Origin of the sequence: Ciceribacter thiooxidans (assembly GCF_014126615.1) — a bacterium.
GTDB lineage: Bacteria > Pseudomonadota > Alphaproteobacteria > Rhizobiales > Rhizobiaceae > Allorhizobium > Allorhizobium thiooxidans.
Map to the genome: position 1 here is coordinate 2,765,785 of NZ_CP059896.1, position 16,751 is coordinate 2,782,535.

At 64.8% G+C, this 16,751-nt stretch carries 18 protein-coding genes and 1 tRNA gene; 3 read left to right on the plus strand and 16 right to left on the minus strand.

What is annotated here, in order from left to right:
• Positions 1–15: 15 nt before the first annotated feature.
• Positions 16–570, minus strand: a complete 555-nt coding sequence (locus H4I97_RS13525) for a hypothetical protein (protein WP_182305188.1) — start codon at positions 568–570, stop codon at positions 16–18.
• A gap of 26 nt (positions 571–596) precedes the next feature.
• Entirely contained in the window at positions 597–2,090 is a 1,494-nt protein-coding gene (gene guaB, locus H4I97_RS13530) for an IMP dehydrogenase (RefSeq protein WP_182305189.1), read from the minus strand.
• 315 nt (positions 2,091–2,405) lie between these two features.
• Between guaB and H4I97_RS13535 the strand changes: the two genes are divergently transcribed.
• On the plus strand, positions 2,406–3,812 hold the full coding sequence (locus H4I97_RS13535; protein ID WP_182307648.1) for a DHA2 family efflux MFS transporter permease subunit: 1,407 nt from the start codon (positions 2,406–2,408) through the stop codon (positions 3,810–3,812).
• A gap of 4 nt (positions 3,813–3,816) precedes the next feature.
• Here H4I97_RS13535 and H4I97_RS13540 read toward each other — a convergent pair whose 3' ends face one another.
• The 3 genes from H4I97_RS13540 to H4I97_RS13550 are packed head-to-tail and all read right to left on the minus strand — an operon-like array spanning position 3,817 to position 6,505.
• Positions 3,817–4,200 carry a VOC family protein gene (locus tag H4I97_RS13540; protein ID WP_182305190.1) on the minus strand — a complete coding sequence of 128 codons (384 nt, stop codon included), beginning with the start codon at positions 4,198–4,200 and terminating at the stop codon, positions 3,817–3,819.
• A gap of 6 nt (positions 4,201–4,206) precedes the next feature.
• On the minus strand, positions 4,207–4,938 hold the full coding sequence (locus tag H4I97_RS13545) for an RlmE family RNA methyltransferase (RefSeq protein ID WP_182305191.1): 732 nt from the start codon (positions 4,936–4,938) through the stop codon (positions 4,207–4,209).
• 16 nt (positions 4,939–4,954) lie between these two features.
• Positions 4,955–6,505, minus strand: coding sequence for a Ppx/GppA phosphatase family protein (locus H4I97_RS13550; RefSeq protein ID WP_182305192.1), 1,551 nt, complete (start codon positions 6,503–6,505; stop codon positions 4,955–4,957).
• 264 nt (positions 6,506–6,769) lie between these two features.
• Here H4I97_RS13550 and H4I97_RS13555 point away from each other — a divergent pair.
• Positions 6,770–6,843 (plus strand) — tRNA-Gln (locus H4I97_RS13555).
• Positions 6,844–7,134: 291 nt separating this feature from the next.
• Here H4I97_RS13555 and H4I97_RS13560 read toward each other — a convergent pair.
• The 6 genes from H4I97_RS13560 to H4I97_RS13585 form a co-directional block, all read right to left on the minus strand.
• Positions 7,135–8,424, minus strand: coding sequence for a hypothetical protein (locus H4I97_RS13560; protein WP_182305193.1), 1,290 nt, complete (start codon positions 8,422–8,424; stop codon positions 7,135–7,137).
• Positions 8,425–8,568: 144 nt separating this feature from the next.
• Entirely contained in the window at positions 8,569–8,973 is a 405-nt protein-coding gene (locus H4I97_RS13565; RefSeq protein ID WP_182305194.1) for an OsmC family protein, read from the minus strand.
• Positions 8,974–9,067: 94 nt separating this feature from the next.
• A complete protein-coding gene (locus H4I97_RS13570) occupies positions 9,068–9,490 on the minus strand; it encodes a rhodanese-like domain-containing protein (protein ID WP_182305195.1) in 423 nt (140 codons plus the stop codon).
• Entirely contained in the window at positions 9,487–9,717 is a 231-nt protein-coding gene (locus H4I97_RS13575) for a thioredoxin family protein (protein ID WP_182305196.1), read from the minus strand. Before H4I97_RS13575 ends, H4I97_RS13570 begins: the two co-directional genes overlap by 4 nt.
• Positions 9,718–9,755: 38 nt before the next feature.
• Positions 9,756–10,763: a permease gene (locus H4I97_RS13580; RefSeq protein ID WP_182305197.1), complete on the minus strand. Its 1,008-nt coding sequence runs from the start codon at positions 10,761–10,763 to the stop codon at positions 9,756–9,758.
• Between the two features lie 47 nt (positions 10,764–10,810).
• Positions 10,811–11,104: an ArsR/SmtB family transcription factor gene (locus H4I97_RS13585; RefSeq protein WP_182305198.1), complete on the minus strand. Its 294-nt coding sequence runs from the start codon at positions 11,102–11,104 to the stop codon at positions 10,811–10,813.
• A gap of 129 nt (positions 11,105–11,233) precedes the next feature.
• Here H4I97_RS13585 and H4I97_RS13590 point away from each other — a divergent pair, with 129 nt between their 5' ends.
• Complete coding sequence (locus H4I97_RS13590) at positions 11,234–11,404, plus strand: hypothetical protein (protein WP_182305199.1); 171 nt, start codon at positions 11,234–11,236, stop codon at positions 11,402–11,404.
• Positions 11,405–11,539: 135 nt separating this feature from the next.
• On the opposite strand, the gene H4I97_RS13595 is transcribed toward H4I97_RS13590, so the two are convergent.
• The 5 genes from H4I97_RS13595 to H4I97_RS24920 all read right to left on the minus strand — a co-directional run bounded on the left by H4I97_RS13595 (position 11,540) and on the right by H4I97_RS24920 (position 16,750).
• Positions 11,540–12,109 carry a DUF2478 domain-containing protein gene (locus tag H4I97_RS13595; RefSeq protein ID WP_182305200.1) on the minus strand — a complete coding sequence of 190 codons (570 nt, stop codon included), beginning with the start codon at positions 12,107–12,109 and terminating at the stop codon, positions 11,540–11,542.
• A gap of 58 nt (positions 12,110–12,167) precedes the next feature.
• Positions 12,168–14,627: an arsenate reductase (azurin) large subunit gene (locus tag H4I97_RS13600; RefSeq protein WP_182305201.1), complete on the minus strand. Its 2,460-nt coding sequence runs from the start codon at positions 14,625–14,627 to the stop codon at positions 12,168–12,170.
• A gap of 10 nt (positions 14,628–14,637) precedes the next feature.
• On the minus strand, positions 14,638–15,165 hold the full coding sequence (locus H4I97_RS13605; RefSeq protein ID WP_182305202.1) for an arsenate reductase (azurin) small subunit: 528 nt from the start codon (positions 15,163–15,165) through the stop codon (positions 14,638–14,640).
• Between the two features lie 150 nt (positions 15,166–15,315).
• Complete coding sequence (locus tag H4I97_RS13610) at positions 15,316–16,521, minus strand: sigma-54-dependent transcriptional regulator (protein WP_182305203.1); 1,206 nt, start codon at positions 16,519–16,521, stop codon at positions 15,316–15,318.
• Entirely contained in the window at positions 16,514–16,750 is a 237-nt protein-coding gene (locus tag H4I97_RS24920; protein ID WP_425306236.1) for an ATP-binding protein, read from the minus strand. Before H4I97_RS24920 ends, H4I97_RS13610 begins: the two co-directional genes overlap by 8 nt.
• Position 16,751: the final 1 nt, after the last annotated feature.

Sequence of the window (16,751 nt, forward strand, 5' to 3'; positions counted from 1 at the left end):
GGCAACACATCTTCGTTACCGGGCCGAGCGGCCGGAGAATAGCGTGACCCGCAAGGCAAGCAGCGCGGACACGAACAGCAGGACAAACTTGATGCGGGAAACCCATGGCAGGATGTCGGGCAGGTTTTCGGCGAGCCACGGACCCGGCTCGGCCGGCGGGAAATAGCTGAGGAACCCGATGTTCTCGATATAGTCAGAGACGCCGTAGGCGATCGGCAAAAGGCAAAGCAGCCAGGCATGGCGGACATCGAGGCGTCGGCCGTAGAGCACGACGCCGGGGGCATGGCCGCGAAAGAGCAGGCAGAGCGAGAGGGTGAGCGCAAACGGCAGGACGAGGTCCGGGCCGAGATACATCAGCTGAAGCAAGTCGCGTGCCTCGGCCCGTGCCGGATCGGCAAGTGCCGCCTGGAGGCCCCGCACCGCATCGGCCTCATAGCCGGACAGGCGGGCATCGAGGAAGCCCCCTGCCCCGCTCAGGTGCCGGAACTCCGGATCGAGCCCGAAGAACATCCAGGCGAGAAGGGCGCCGGAGAGGGCGAGCAGCAGCAGGATCACCTTGTTCGCTCCCATCTGCCGCTCCCCTCCATCCACTCGCCTCAGCCGCCGGCGCCCGGATAGTTCGGGCTTTCGCGGGTGATGGTGACGCCGTGCGGATGGCTTTCGCGCAAGCCCGCGCCGGAGATGCGGACGAAGGTCGCCTTCTCCTGGAAGTCCTTGATGTCGCGGCCGCCGACATAGCCCATGGCCGCCTTCAGGCCGCCCGCGAGCTGGTGCAGCACGGCCGAAACCGGGCCCTTGTACGGGACCTGGCCCTCGATGCCTTCCGGCACCAGCTTCAGCGTGTCGCGCACTTCCGCCTGGAAGTAGCGGTCGGCCGAGCCGCGCGCCATGGCGCCAACGGAACCCATGCCGCGATAGGCCTTGAAGGAGCGGCCCTGGTAGAGGAAGACCTCGCCCGGGCTTTCGTCCGTGCCGGCAAGCAGCGAGCCGACCATGACTGCGGAGGCGCCGGCGGCGATTGCCTTGGCAAGGTCGCCGGAGAACTTGATGCCGCCGTCGGCGATCACCGGAATGTCGCTCTTGGCGGCCTCTTCGGCAGCGGCCATGACCGCTGCAAGCTGCGGCACGCCGACGCCGGCGACGATGCGGGTGGTGCAGATCGAGCCGGGGCCGATGCCGACCTTGATGCAGTCGGCGCCGGCCTCGATGAGCGCGCGGGTGCCTTCGGCGGTCGCGACGTTGCCGGCGATGATGCGCACCGCGTTGGACATCTTCTTGACGACGCTGACGGCATCCAGAACCTTCTGCGAGTGACCGTGCGCGGTATCGACGACGATCACGTCGACGCCGGCGTCGATCAGCCGTTCGGCGCGCTCCCGGCCGTCTTCGCCGGTCGAGATGGCCGCGGCGACGCGCAGGCGCCCGTGGAGATCCTTGGCGGCGTTGGGATTGAGCTGGCTCTTCTCGATATCCTTGACGGTAATCAGGCCGACGCAGCGACCGTCGCCATCGACCACCAGCAATTTCTCGATACGATGGCTGTGCAGCAGGCGCTTGGCTTCCTGCTGGTCGACGCTTTCCTTGACGGTGACCAGGTTTTCCTTGGTCATCAGCTCATGGATCTTCTGCGAGGGATCGGAGGCGAAGCGGACGTCGCGGTTCGTCAGGATACCGACGAGGCGACCCGGGCGGCCACCGTTCTCGACCACCGGAATGCCGGAAATGCCGTGCGCCTTCATCAACGCCAGCGCCTCGGCGAGCGTCGCGTCGGGGCCGATGGTCACCGGGTTGACGACCATGCCGCTTTCGAACTTCTTGACCTGGCGGACTTCCTCGGCCTGTTCGCTGGGCGTGAGGTTGCGGTGGATGACGCCGATGCCGCCGGCCTGGGCCATAGCGATCGCGAGGCGGCTTTCGGTCACCGTGTCCATGGCGGAAGAGAGGATCGGCAGGCTGAGATCGATATCCTTGGCAATCCGCGTCGCGATATTGGTCTGCCCCGGCATGACCTCGGAATGTCCCGGCTGCAGAAGGACATCGTCGAAAGTCAGGGCTTCGGCTCCCGTGGCCGAAATTACGATGCGTGCCATTGCCAATTTCCTCTTTTCAAAAAATGCAGTGGCTCTCCGGGACGAATCGTCCGCCCGGCCGCTCCTGCAGGACAACGTGGAAGTTGGCGAGGGCTGGTAACACGTCTATGACAGGAAGGGAACAGAAAAATCCGCACAGGCACCGGTGCCGGGATTCTCCGGGCTCACCGGTGGCGAGGCTCCCCCTCACGCACACGTGAAATCTCTATTTTCACGCCGACCGATTCGCCGTTGGCAACGAAAGCAACCCTCGGATAGAAAAGGCGCCGCGCGACGCACTGGCGAAAGACACTCCTTCCCGTGAGCACTGCCCGCATGAACCGCATCGTTCCGCTGATCCTCGCCGTCGCGCTCTTCATGGAGCAGATGGATTCGACCGTCATCTCGACGGCGCTGCCGGCGATCGCCGCCGACCTCGGCGTCGGTCCGATCACACTCAAGCTCGCGCTCACCTCCTACATGGTGGCGCTCGCGATCTTCATTCCGGCCAGCGGCTGGATGGCCGACCGGTTCGGCGCGAAGGTCATCTTCCGCATGGCGATCCTCGTCTTCATGGCAGGCTCCGTCCTCTGCGCGGTTTCCGGATCGCTGCTCGCCTTCGTCGCGGCCCGGTTCCTGCAGGGCATGGGCGGCGCGATGATGACGCCGGTCGGACGCCTGGTGCTCCTGCGCACGACGGAGCGGAGCGAGCTCGTCTCGGCGATGGCGCTGCTGACGATTCCCGCCCTCATCGGTCCCTTGAGCGGGCCGCCGATCGGCGGCTTCATCACCACCTATTTCAGCTGGCACTGGATCTTTCTGATCAACGTACCGATCGGCCTTGCCGGCATCTGGCTGGCGACCGTCCACCTGCCGGAGGTGCCGCCGGTCGAAACGCCGCCGATCGACTGGTACGGTTTCGCGCTGAGCGCGCTTGCCGCCTCCGGCGTCGTCTTCGGTCTGTCGGTCATGAGCCTTCCGGCGCTGCCGCCTGCCGCCGGTGTGGGAGCGACGGCCATCGGCCTTGCCGCCGGCCTCCTCTATGTCCGCCATGCGCGACGCCATCCGGCGCCGCTTCTCGACCTCGGCCTCTTCCGTAACGCCACCTTCCGCGCCGCCGTCACCGCCGGGACGATCTTCCGCATCGCCGCGGGGGCAATCCCCTTCCTGATGCCGCTGATGCTACAGCTCGGCTTCGGCCTCACGCCTTTCCAGTCCGGCCTCATCACCTTCGTCGGCGCGATCGGCGCGATCACCACCAAATTCCTCGCGCGCCGGGTCTTCGCGGCGGTCGGCTTCCGCACCGTGCTCATCACGGCGGCAATCACCGGTGCCGCGACGACGGCGGCGAACGCCTTCTTCACGCCCGGCACGCCCTATCCGCTGATCATGGGAATGCTGCTGGCTGCAGGCTTCTGCCGGTCCTTCTTCTTCACCGGCATCAATGCGCTGAGCTATGCGGAGATCACCGATGCGAAGGCGAGCCAGGCGACCTCGATGAGCTCGGTGCTGCAACAGGTGAGCCTGGCGCTCGGAGTGGCAGCGGCCGCCGCCATTCTCGAGGGGAGCACGGCACTCGGGGGCCGTGCGCTCGGGCTTGCCGATTTCCATCTCGCCTTCGCGGTGGTGGCAGGTCTCTCGCTGCTCGCCGTCCTGCCCTTCCTGCGCATGCCGCGCGATGCCGGCGCCAACGTCTCGGGTCACGGACGAGCGCCGGAGCCCGACGGCGTCGCGGTGAAGTGAGCGCCTATTGCGGCTTCTCGCAAACGGCGGCGAGCTTGTTTCCGTCCGGATCGCGAACGAACGCCGCGTAGAAATTCGGATGGAAGGGCCGCAGCCCCGGAGGACCTTCGTCGGTGCCGCCATTCGCCAGCCCGGCCTTGTGGAAGGCATCGACGGCGACACGGCTCGGCGCCTCGATCGCGATCGTCGTGCCATTGCCGAATGTGGCGGGCTTGCCGTCATAGGGTTTCGTCACCCACAGGCGGCAGCGGCGGTCGTCGGCGGCCTCGTAACCGATCTCGTCCGCCTCAGTAACCCTGCGCTCATATCCGAGGGCCGCGAGAGCTGCGTCGTAAAAACGCTGAGCGCGCGTGAGATCGTTCGTTCCGAGCGTTACGTAAAGGAGCACAAGATTTCACCGATCCTGCTTGACGGCCTCCTCAGCCGTCGCGGGTTTACGTCCCTTGAACCCCTTGGCGAGCAGGAACATTTCGACCGATTCGGAGCGCGAGGCACCGGGCTTCACGTGCACGACCTGACGGAAGTTCTGTTTCAGCAGAGTCAAAAGCTCCCGCTCCGTGCCGCCCTGGAAGGTCTTGGCGAGGAAGTGACCGCCCTCGGCAAGCACCTCGATCGCAAAATGGGCGGCGACCTCGCAGAGATGCATGGTGCGCAGGTGGTCGGTCTTCTGGTGGCCGGTGGTCGGGGCGGCCATGTCGGAGATCACCAGATCCGGCGTGCCGCCGACGGCTTCGATCAGCTTTTCCGGCGCCTCCGGATCGAGGAAGTCGAGCTGCAGGATCTTCACGCCCGGCAGCGGCGCCATTTCGAGAAAGTCGATCGCGGCGACCCGCACGTCAGCATCGGTCGACCCGGTGACGTTGGCGGCGATCTGCGACCAGCTCCCCGGCGCGGCCCCGAGATCGATGATGCGGCGGGCGCCCTTCAGGATGTTGTGTTTCTCGTCGATTTCCAGCAGCTTGAAGGCCGCGCGGGCGCGATAGCCCTCGAGCTTGGCGCGCTGCACGTAGGGGTCGTTGATATGCCGTTCCAGCCAGCGGCGCGACGAAGCCTTGAGCTTGGTCTTCTTGACTTTCTGGCCGAGCTTGCGGCCGGTGCGGTTTCCGGCGACCGGAGCTTTGGTCATCTTCGTTCTTTCCTGTTCAGCGCCCGCGGTCGCGGAAGGGACGACGGCTGCGCGCGCGCCGCCAGACGCCGTCGTCGGCCATCATGTCGGTGAGCAGGCCTTCCCTCAAGCCCCTGTCGGCGACCCGCATGCGCGGCGAGGGCCAGCGGCGGCGGATCGCCTCGAGGATCGCGCAGCCGGCGAGCACGAGGTCGGCGCGGTCAGGACCAATGCAGGGATTGGCGGCGCGGCCCTTGTAATCCCAGGAAAGCAGCTTCGCCTGCATGGCGCTCACTTCGGCGTCGGAGAGCCAGAGCCCGTCGACGCGCCGGCGGTCATAGCGCGGCAGGTCGAGATGGACGCCGGCGAGCGTGGTCACCGTTCCCGACGTCCCGATCAGGTGAAAATCCTGAGGCACCGCGCCGTCTGCCGCACCGTCGAGCGGCGGGCAATCGAAGCGGGCAAGCATCTCTCCGACCTCGGCGGTCATCGCCTCGAACACCTCCGGCGTGACGTCGCGGCCGCCATGGCGCTCGGAGAGCGTCACGACCCCGACCGGCAGGGAGGTCCAGTGGGTGATGTGATTGGCGAGCCGGCTCGAACGGTTCTCGCCGATGCGAATAACGGCGATCTCGGAGGAGCCGCCGCCGATGTCGAAGAGCACGACCGACCGCGCCTCGCGGCCGACCAGCGACGAGCAGCCGGAAACGGCAAGCCGCGCTTCCGTCTCGCGGTTGATGATCTCCAGCTCGAGGCCGGTCTCGACGGTCACGCGGCGCAGGAATTCCTCGCCGTTCTCCGCCGCACGGCAGGCTTCGGTCGCGATCAGGCGCATGCGGCGGATCTGCCGGCCGGCGAGTTTCGCCGCGCAGACGCGGAGCGCCTCGACCGCGCGGTCCATCGCCTCGGCCGAAAGCCGGCCGCTCGCCGCAAGCCCCTCACCCAGGCGCACGATGCGCGAGAAGGCATCGACCACGCGGAATTGCCCGGGGCGTGTCGGCTGGGCGACGAGAAGACGGCAATTGTTGGTGCCGAGATCGAGCGCCGCGTAGAGATCGTTGGACCACTGCGAAACGGCAGCAGGCGGGCGCGGGCGTTCCGCGGCCGGCTGATGCTGCGGCCTGGCCGCAGGAGGCGTCTTGGCGGGAGCCGCGGCCGGTGTCGGCGAGGCCGAGGGGGCGGCGGTCGGCTTGCCGGAGGCGAGCGGACGGCCCTGCAGGCTGCGGCGATTGCGGTTGCGACGACGCTTCTTGCCGGATTTTCCGGGATGGGAATGCTCGGCCTCGGCCGAAGATACACCCGCCCTGTCGGCGTGTGCGGCACGCGGCAGATCGACGGTCTGGGCCTGTCCCGAATGACCGCGGCGCCGGCGCTTTCGCTTGCGAACCGGCTCATGCGCCTCGTTGGTGGCGGAACGTCCAGCCGGAGCCGACGTCGCCGCCTGCCCCTCGCCGGCCACGACGGCGGCGCCCGAAACCTTCGGCGCATTCGTCCTGGCCTTGCCGCGCCGGAGGGTTGCCTCCCCGCTGCGACTTTCTGCCGACGCCCCCTCGCTTGACGGCCTGAAGCCGCGATCGGGGTCTGTCACTTATCTATTCCGTTGCGCCGCGCAAGGCCGACTGCGGCATGCCGCTGGCGCCATATTCGATTTTCGTTGGCGCGATGATATCAGCGGGTCCGGTTTTAGCCAAACTGTTTTTCCGTCGAAGTCCGGCGAGCAACCGGGTCCCGGGCGCGTCTTCGCGTTAGCGGAATTTTTTCCGAATTTTTTGAGAACGGGTATTTGCAAGTCGCCGGCTTTTGTTTATAAGCCCGCCTCACCGACGGATCGCACACTTACGCGATCCACTGCTGGGGAATAGTTCAACGGTAGAACGACGGACTCTGACTCCGTTAATCTTGGTTCGAATCCAGGTTCCCCAGCCAATTCTCCCTAAAAGCCCTTAATTCCTTGATTTTCCAGTCGTGCCGGATATCGTTTTGGCGTCATTGGCGACCTGATGCCCACAGGTGATGCCCACGCGAAAAAGCGCGCGGGACGAACCTCCGGGAGAAGACAGGGCATTCGTCATGGCCGTGTTCAAACGGGTCTCGAAAAGTTGGCTGGGGACCCAGTTCCCTGAAACAGCATCTTCCGTCTCGCACCAGCAGCAGTCAGGCTTGTCCTCTGAGCATCGGAAGCGCCGGGAGGTTCCGGCACAATTGGCCTCAACGTCGTCAGACGGCCAATACCGAGGCGAATCCGCCGCCCGGCGTTCTGAAGTTCGTCGTCTGCCCCTGATAGAGTCGCGCGGCGGCCAGCAGAATGCGCCCGCCATAGGTGTAGAGCCGGACATCCATCTTGCGCGCCACGGCCGCGCCGTCGAGCCTGACCGCACGCTCGCCCGGCGAGGCGAAACGCTGGGCGACATATCCGCCGCGCGCGATCTCGGCCCAGACGCCGCGCGTCACCTTGTCACCGCGATAGACCGCCTTACTGCCATGGCCCGCGGCCGGCTTGAAAAACAGGTCCTTGCGCGTATGCCAGAGCAGATCGGCATTTTCGGGGGTGACCACAATTGTTTGCGGGATGCCGGCCAATTGCGCACGCAGTTCCGGCGAGGCTCCGAAAGCCTCCAGTGCCGCCGGGTCGGACAATAGCGTCAGATTGCGTTTGTCGGCCAAGAGCGCATGGTTGTGCGGATTCGGCGTCAGCACCACGGCACCCTCCCGATAGGCGGCGTTCAAAGCGGCGTGCTCGGGGCGCTCCAGCGCAAAGTCGACCAGGCGGTTGTAGACCATGCCGATCTCCAGATCACCAGCCAGGAGCCGTCCCTGCTCATAGCGGAGCTGGCTCGCATCGGCGATCACCGCATCGAGCCCTGCCTTCAGGAAGAGCTGCCGGGCCAGCACGAACTCCGGATAGAGATACTGCTCTTCGGGCCGGTCATCGATGATGGCAATCCGGGCAATGGGCGTGTCGCCACGTTGGCGATGCCACTCGTTCCGGAACATGCGCACGACCTCAACCTCGAAATCGCTTGCCCTTGCGGCGGTGATCGCGCCCTCGACCTCGGCGCAGCAGGCGAGCTGGGCGCGGGCGAGGAGCGCGTTGAGGAAGGCGCCGCCCGCGTTCGTGTTGATCTCGATCAGCTTCGGGCCGTCGTCATCGAGGTGGAAATCATAGCCCATGAAGGCACCGAGCGGCCCATGATCCTGCCGTGCGATCTCGGGCGCCCATGAGAGAACCGCGGCGCGGTAGGCAGGCAGTCGTGCTGCCTCCTCGATCGCCACAACGATCTTGCCCATTTTCACAATGGCCTCGGAAGGCAGGAACACCGGGACATTGGAAAACAGGTGCGGTTTTGTCTGGATGAAGGCGGCGCAGAATGCAGGGTCTTCGGACTCCCGCTCCAGGGCGCGGCAGAGCGCGTCCCGATCGAGCGTGATGCAGAAGCAACTCTGATTGAGCCGGTCCGCACTCGAAGCTGTCGAGATCCTTGGCGCCGGAATTGCTGTCGAACTCATCTTGCTACCTCAATCAGGTGTCTCGACAACGAGGGCAATGCCTCGACGGCGGCATAGGCCATGTTGAGCCCGGCGGCCCAATGGAAAGCGGGGCCAAGGCCGGTTGGCGGCGTCCGCGTGTGTGCTTGATCACGGGCCAAAAGATCAGCCTTTCCGCCGAATGCTACCGACAAGCTCAGTCGCATCGGCCAGCGTGTTGTAGATCGTACCGTATTTCTGAAGATTCCGGTGCAACAGGTCGAGCCGCGCATCTGACTCGGCAGTGTCGACCACGATTTCGTAGGCGATCCGCACCATTTTCGGCGGGCTGTCCTGCCGCAGTCCGTGCAGTTTGACCTCGATCCCCCGCAGATCGAAAGCCAGCATCGGGATCACCCGCTCGGCGCCCTTCAGGATGCAGGCCGCAAGGCTCGCCAGCAACATTTCGGCCGGGTTGAAGGCGTCGGGACGTCCGGCCATGTCGGTGTCGAGAACTATGCGGGCATCCTTGGCGAAGGCTTCCGATCCGTGGCTGTCGATCCGACGTGCCGACACTTTGTATTCAAGCATTCCGTCTCTCCTTTCGGGCAGTCCACTGAGCTTTGGCGCCTCTTGGCAAAGCCTGACCAGCTAACAGAAGGAAGCCGTGGTCGGCACCGACCGTTCAACAGCGGGCGTCAGCCTTCGGGCTCGCCGCGCCGCAGCCGCAACCGACCTCGGCGGCGGTCGACGATACCGACGCCTCGCCGATGACGGGGAAGCCGCGCTCGATCCAGCGCACCACGCCCTGCTTCATGTTGGTGACGCGATCGTAGCCCTCGTACATCAGGAAATAGGTCGCCTTGAGGCTTGCCTCGCCGTTCGTGCTGGCCACCACCACATCGCGGTTGCGCGGCACCTCGGACCAGCGCTGTTCGAAGGCGCTCAGCGGGATGTTCAGCACCTCGCAGTCGGCGAAGGAGACGCGCTCGACTTCGTCCTTTTCGCGGACATCGAGCAGCAGCGCACCTTCGGCCAGCAGACGTCGCGTCGTTGTCGGACAGACTTCGCGGGCCTCGGGCAGTTCCTTCCTTGCGGCCTCGGTCATTTCATCCACCCTTCCGCCTTTTCGGATGTCGGCACCGAGCCGACATGCACCACCTTGCCATCGATGACGACGCCGGGCGTCGACATCACGCCATAGCTGACGATTTCGCGCATGTCCTCGACCTTGGTGATCGAGACGTCGGCGCCTTTGGCCTTCGCCGCCTTTTGCAGAACGTCGACGGTCGCGGCGCACTTAGCGCAGCCGGGTCCGAGAACCTTGATTTCCATTGCGTGTCTCCTTTGCGTTTGAGGCGAGGACACCCGCCTCAGATGAACAGGTAGGCGATTGCGTTGAACAGGAAGCCGATCAGCAGGATGCCGATCGCGACGATGACGGTGAACAGCACCAGAAGCGGCATCTTCACCACCCGCTTCAGCATGATCAGCGAGGGCAGCGACAAAGCCGTGACCGCCATCATGAAGGCGAGCGCGGTGCCAAGGCCGACGCCCTTGGCGACCAGCGCCTCGGCGATCGGCAGCGTGCCGAAGATGTCGGCATACATCGGGATGCCGACCACGGTCGCGACCGGGACGGACCACCACTTGTCCTGGCCGAGCAGGCCGGTGATGACCTCTTCCGGCAGCCAGTTATGGATCGCCGCACCGATGCCGACACCGATCAGGATATAGGGCCAGACGCGCCGGACGATATCGGCGACCTGCTCCTTCGCATAGGCGGCGCGATCGCCACGCGTCATGACCTGCTGTTCCAGCTCGACATTCGGCATGGCGTAGACGAAATCCTCGACTTGGCCTTCCATGCCCGCCCGGCCGATGAACGTCCCGCCGATGACGGCCAGAACCAGTCCGACCGCCACATAGGCAAGCGCGACCGACCAGTTGAAGATGCTGGCGAGCAGGATCACCGAGGCGAGATCGACGAGCGGCGAGGAAATCAGGAACGAGAAGGTCACGCCGAGCGGCAAGCCGGCCGCGGTGAAGCCGATGAACAGCGGGATCGACGAGCAGGAGCAGAAGGGCGTGATGGTGCCGAGCAGGGCGCCGAGAATGTTGGCTCCGATGCCGTTGTAGCGGCCGAGGATGCGCCGAGTGCGCTCCGGGGGAAAATAGCTCTGCACCCAGGAGATCGAGAAGATCAGCACCGAGAGCAGGATGAAGATCTTGATGACGTCATAGATGAAGAAATGGATGCTTGCGCCGACCCGGCCGGCAAGATCGAGCCCCGCCAGATCGTGCAGCACATAGGCGACCAGATCCGACAGCCATTGCATGCGCAGCAACTGGTCATTCAGCCAGCCGAAGAGTGTTGTCATGGGGCATGCTCCGCGGAGACGGCGTCCCGCCGCTCCGTCCGTATGGGTCAGGCGGCGTTCTTTCTTTCGGCGGCATCGGTCGCGGCCATGACGGCGGCAAGCACGTTGCGCACCTCGGGCCTCATGTCAGGGTTCAGGCGATAGCGCACCCACTGCGCATCGCGTCGGTCCACCACCAGACCCGCCTGCTTCAGCGTCTGCATATGCCGGGACATGCGGCTCTGCGTGGCGTCGAGCCGCTTCATCAGTTCGCAGACACAGTGCTCGGAGCCGTCCCAGAGGATGGAAACCGCCGCAAGCCGGGTCGGTTCGGCAAGGGCCATCAGGGGAGAAAGTATCATGCATCACCTTTTGCGCTTATGCGCATAGACGCGTACGCCAGGGTACAGGATTTTGCAAGACGGCAGGAGGAGGGAAACGGCCTGCCGGACGAGATGTCGCAGGCGCGGCATCCCCGGACCACTTGGGCCTTGCGCAAGGACAGCGTGGACGTACCTGCCTGCGTGAACGGCAAGAAAGGTGAAACTTTTGCGGGAGAAGCAAAGGAGGTTTTACGGATGCGTCCGCAAGATCACGACGCGCTGATCCTGCTTCTCGGTGTCGCCCAGATCGTGCTCGTCTTGTTCATTCAAGGATATTGATCGGCACACGTGGTCTGCCGCTTATGATTGCGACATCCGACGGTGATTTGCGCTGAGAAGCCGTGGCAACCAGGCTTCCATATATAGGCCGGAGCCAACTCCCGGTGAAAGCGCCGGCTCCGCTTTCAGCAAGGATCAACAGAGGAGGCTAAGTTCGCGGGTTCGGGGCTCGTCCGCGCTGGGCGAAGACGCTCGGGCACCTTCCACCCGGGCCGAAGCCTTGCACCATTGGGCGATCAGGGCGGAGTCGGCCGGCAGGGCGAAGACGTCTTCCCCGGCGAAGGCGAGGAAGGCCGCAAGGTTGAGGCCATTCACGCCGATCAGGACGGGCAGACCCATCTCGAGCGCTTCGGCGATCACGGGGACCAGGCCCTTACCCTCGGCCTCACGCTTGCCGAACTTGTTGACGATCAGCATTTCTGCCCCCGGCAGTCGCTGCTGAACGGCGACCACCGTCTGCTCCAGCGCGCCGGAGTCGAGCGTGCAGCCGCGGGCCAGATCGCCCCGATCCTCACTGATCCGGACGATCGGCCCATCGGGCAGAACGGCCAGGTCCATGTCGCATTTGCGCCGGTCCGGGCGTTCGTGGTTTGACTGCACGGTCCCGGCCAGCCGGACCCCATCGGCCGCCAGCAGATGCGCCACTTCGGCGATCAGGGCATCGGTGCGACCGCGGCCCTGCAAGGTGACATAGGCAAGTTTCATGCGGCTTCCCCGAGACGAAGGCGCCGCCCGGACCCGTTCCGGGCGGCGTAGGCTCTGGTCAGAGCTCGACTTCCCACGACTTGTAGGAGACCGCCGCCGAGGCCGGGGTGGCATCCGAGATTTTGCGGATGTTGGCCCAGGTGTGCTTGTAGTTCGGCAGGATCAGCTCGTTCACGCCCGCGTTCACGATATTGCCTTGTGCACCGTTCGGCGCGCCGAAGATCATGAAGGTCTCGTTGCGTTTCGCGGTCGGCTCGGGGTACGCGAGCGCCTGCGTGGCCCCGACATCGTTGTGCACCTCGACCATATCGCCCGCCTTGATGCCCAGTTCGGCCATGTCCTCGGGATTGATCTGGATGAAAGGCACAGGGAAGCGGTCCATCACGAACTCGTTGGCCTGATCGAGGAACCAGTTCTGCCAGTTCATGTTGGCGCGGCCGTTGTTGATCAGGAAGCGGTAGTTGGCCTTTTGCTGGGCCTTGCCAGCCGCTTGCCACCCGCGCCATTCGCCCATGCAGAACAGGGCCTTCTTGTCCTCACGTCCGTGCCGCGTGAAGGCGCCGTCCTCATATAGTCGGTTGGTCCCGACAAGTTTGCCATCGGCAAAACCGGTCACCGGCTCAAGCACCCCGTCGTTGCCCATGGCGCGCAGGCGGTCATAGGTGACTTCCGGGTTGCCCTTATTGTAGCCGTCCAAGAAGGCGTCTTCCTCGGTGGCCCAATCATAGCCCTTGAACTGGTCGGCGTATTCCGTCCGACCCTCTTCGCGCAGAACACGCTCCAGCGCCTGGGCCAATCCGGCCGCGATCAGGCAGTCGGGTTTGGCCGATCCGGGTGCGTCCATGTACTTCTCTGTCAGACGCAGCCGACGTTCGCCATTCATCGAGGTGAGGTTCATCTCGCCCGACTCGACCGCTGGCAGGATCACATGCGCAGCTTGGCCTATCTGGCTGTGGATGATGTCTACATCGACCACGAACAGCCCGCCCGCGTTGATAGCCGCGACGATGGCATCGACCATCTCTTCACGCGTCGCCCCGGCACGGGCATCCATGGCTTCCTTCACCATGTTGGACCGGCGGTTGTAAACACGTTTGAATTCGGCCGCATTCAGGGTGGTCTTGTAGTGGTCGTTGGCCCAGATGTGATGCACCTTGCCACCGCCGGCGATGATCATCTGGTCGATGTAGGGGGCCGGGCGCCCAACATGGGCGTCCGACGGGCGATAGTAGCCCTCCTGGTGACCGCCGAGGCGGCAGCAACCGCCGCCTTCGCGGCCCACATTGCCCGTGGCGAGCGCAATGTTCAGCAGACTGCCGATGGCACGGTAGTTGTCGTTGCCCCAGATGATGCCCTTTTCATAGCCGGTCACGCATTTGCGGCGGCTGCCGTCGTCCTTGGGCTTGGCGATCCATTCGGCAGCCTGAATGATCTGAGCCTCGGTCAGGCCGGTGGCGGCGGCCCCGTCGGCCAGGCTCATCTTGCAGGCGACGCGAGCGGCCTCGAATGACCCAAGCGAGGCCGGATAGGCGCTGTCCGCCGCGACAGCCACATCGCCCTGGAAGGTCGATTTGGCGATGAAGTCCGAATCGACCCAGCCCTGATCCGCAATATAGGTGAAGAGCGTGTTGTGCAGTGCCACGTCCGACCCGGTGGTGATCGGCAGGTGCAGCACGTTTTCAGCGCCGGCGACTTGCTCACAGCTGTCCACCGTTACCGTGCGGCGCGGATCCGAGATGACCACCTTCGCCCCGTTCTGCATGCCCTTGACCATATGGTTCAGGAACAGATTGGTCTGACATTCCATCGGGTTGGTGCCGACGAGGAAGATCGTGTCGGTCACCTCGTAGTCGCCGTAGTTGTAGTTCAACTCGTCCACGCCCATGTCGCGGCTGGAATGGACCTCGGACATATAGGCCGGGCGGTTGTGGATGCGACAGTGCTTGACCTTCATCGACTCGAAGTAGAGCTTGCCGGTGCCCCAGGTGTTTTCATAGCCACCCGCCGATCCGCCGTGGTCGAACATCGAGACGTAAAGATCGTTCTCGTTGTCCTTGTCGATCACCCGGGCGGTGACGCGGGCCACCAGATCCAGCGCATCGTCCCATGAGGTCGGTTGCCAGGTGCCGTAGCGCCAGACCATCGGTTCCGTCAGGCGCTGCTGCTGGGTTCCGTTCACGTCCGAGCGACGGTTTTCCGCCATCCGCGCGCCGCGGATCGAGCCGAGGCCCGAGTTCACCTGGCAGTGCACATCGGGTTTGATGACCAGATGCACATCTTTGCCGTTCTGCTTGACGACGTTGTACATCGACGGCGCATACCAGGCTTCGGTCTCGGCAGCCTGCTGCTTGGACAGGTCTTCGCCGATCCAGTTGCTGTCCGTCGAGCCCTGGGTTTTCAGCGGCCAAGTATAGGCCTTGTAGCCGCAGCCGACGATACAGTAGTGGCAAGTGACGTTGTGTTCCTTGGCGCCTGCGGGAATGATCGGCAGGCGGTCGATGTTGCGTTTGTAAGCCATGATCGCCCCCTTACCCTTGCAGCACGTTGGACAGACGGCCATAGATCAGCTCGTCCGCGCCTTCGGCATAGATGTCGCCCTTCTCGTCTACCCGCAGGACGAACTGGGGCAGGTTCTGCGTGGCGTGGCCCCATACCTGCTGGCCACCCTTCTCGCAGTCGAACCGGCTGTAGTGGCCGGGACAGTTCAGGGTTTTGTCGGCGGCGTGGTAGCTCATGTAGAAACCCTTGTGCGGGCAGAGCACCGAATAGGCCACGACATCGCCGTCGGGGCCCGCGCCGCCCTCGACGGGGCTACCGAGTTTCAACAGGATGCCGGGGCTGTCGGCATCAGGATAGCCGATGTCCATCGGCTCGTTGACCTTCAGGTCCGAAAGATTGGCGAGCTTGGTGGAGGGATAGTCCACCATCGCGCGCGCCTGCTGCGCCTGTGCCTGCCCTGAAGGCATCACAGTCGCCGCCGCAGCCCCTGCCACGCCGAGAGCACCTCCGCGCAGGAACTGACGGCGGCCCACATCGACCAACCGATTGCATTTCATGGTATCTCTCCTCCCTAGAGCCAATTGCCCCAAGGATAAGGGAGGGGCCGGAGGCGAGGCAACGGCCCAACGGGCACCGCTGCGCTGCGGGAAGGCATTATAATTGCAAAGAAATTCCAGGTGTTCGGATTTCCGAACATGAGATGCCGCCTATAAGCCCAGCTTTTGCATCTTCTCCCACAGCGTCGTGCGCGACACCCGGAGCAGCTTTGCCGCCTCACCGACCTGCCCGCTGGTCCGATCCAGCGCCGCCATGATCTGTGCCCGTTCCGCTGCATCGCGCACCTCGGCGAGAGAACGCAGCGTCGCGTCCGCCGCGCGCTCGGGGAAAATGTCCGAGGTCAAGACCATCTCGCCTTCCGCCGCCTCGATCGCCCGCATCAGCCGGGCGCGCACTTCTCGCCCGTTGTCAGGCCAGTCGTGCGACCGGAGGGCATCTTCGGCCGCGGCCGTGATACCGATCAATGGCACGGCCCGGCGGGCGTTGAGGCCGGGGAACAGTCGTGCCGCCAGCCAAACCGCGTCATCGGGGCGGTCCGCCAGAGGGGGTACCACGACTTCATGCGAGCGAAGCAGAGCGGCAAGGTCGGACCGGAGGGCTTGCGCATCCTCGGCGGCCTGCGGCCCAGACGTGGCGATCAGCCGAAACGAGGGGGACGCCAAGGCTGCCATCAGAACATCTTGCGCAGCAGGCGTCAGTCGCGCGATCCCGACGATGACCAGCGAGCCATCGCGAACTTGCTCTATCGCTCTTTGCAACTCTTCGGGCCCGACGGTGTCGCGCAGCGCATTGCAGACCACGAACGGTGCGACCTTGCGGTCCGACAGATCATGCACGCGCCTTGCCAGCCGCAGCTTGCCAAGACCCGAGGCACCCCGGATCAGAAGTGCTGTTTCACGTAGCGCCGCCTCGGCCACCTGGCGGTCCACGGCACGCGCCGCGACGCTGATGCCGGTCTCCGGGGGCATATCCTGATCTGGCCGGGGTCGCATGACCGTGGCCAGACGTTTCAGGAAAGCCCCGATCTCAAAGGGCTTGGTGATGTAATCCGCCGCACCCGAGCGGATCAGTCGCACCGCTTGATCAACCCCGCCTTGCCCGGTGATGAACAGAAACGGCGGCGGATGGCCGGTGCTGATGAGGGTGTCGTAAAGCTCCTCGCCCGTGCCGTCCGGCAGACGAATGTCGCAGACCACCGCGTCCAGCACCTTGCGCGGCGTGCGGATGGCAGGCAGGGCACGGGCGACGCCTCGATGCCATTCCACCTCGGCCCCCTCCAGCGTCAGGCGCTGGACCAGGGATGCGCCCATGATCTTGTCGTCCTCCACCAACACGATCCGGCGTCCTTCAAGCATGGTCGCCCCCGTGCGGTGGCAGATTGACCCGAATCACCGTCTGATCGCCGATCCGCTCGTGGAGCAGCCTACCCCCAAGCCCCGCCACGATGTCATGCACCAACCGAAGACCGACCCCGCCCCCCGGTGGCAACGGGCCAGAGGCCAGGAGGCGCCCGAGATCGGCCTCGCTCATGGCCGCGCCGGTGTTACTCACCGAAATCGATAGCTCGTCGCCCTCATTCGCCACG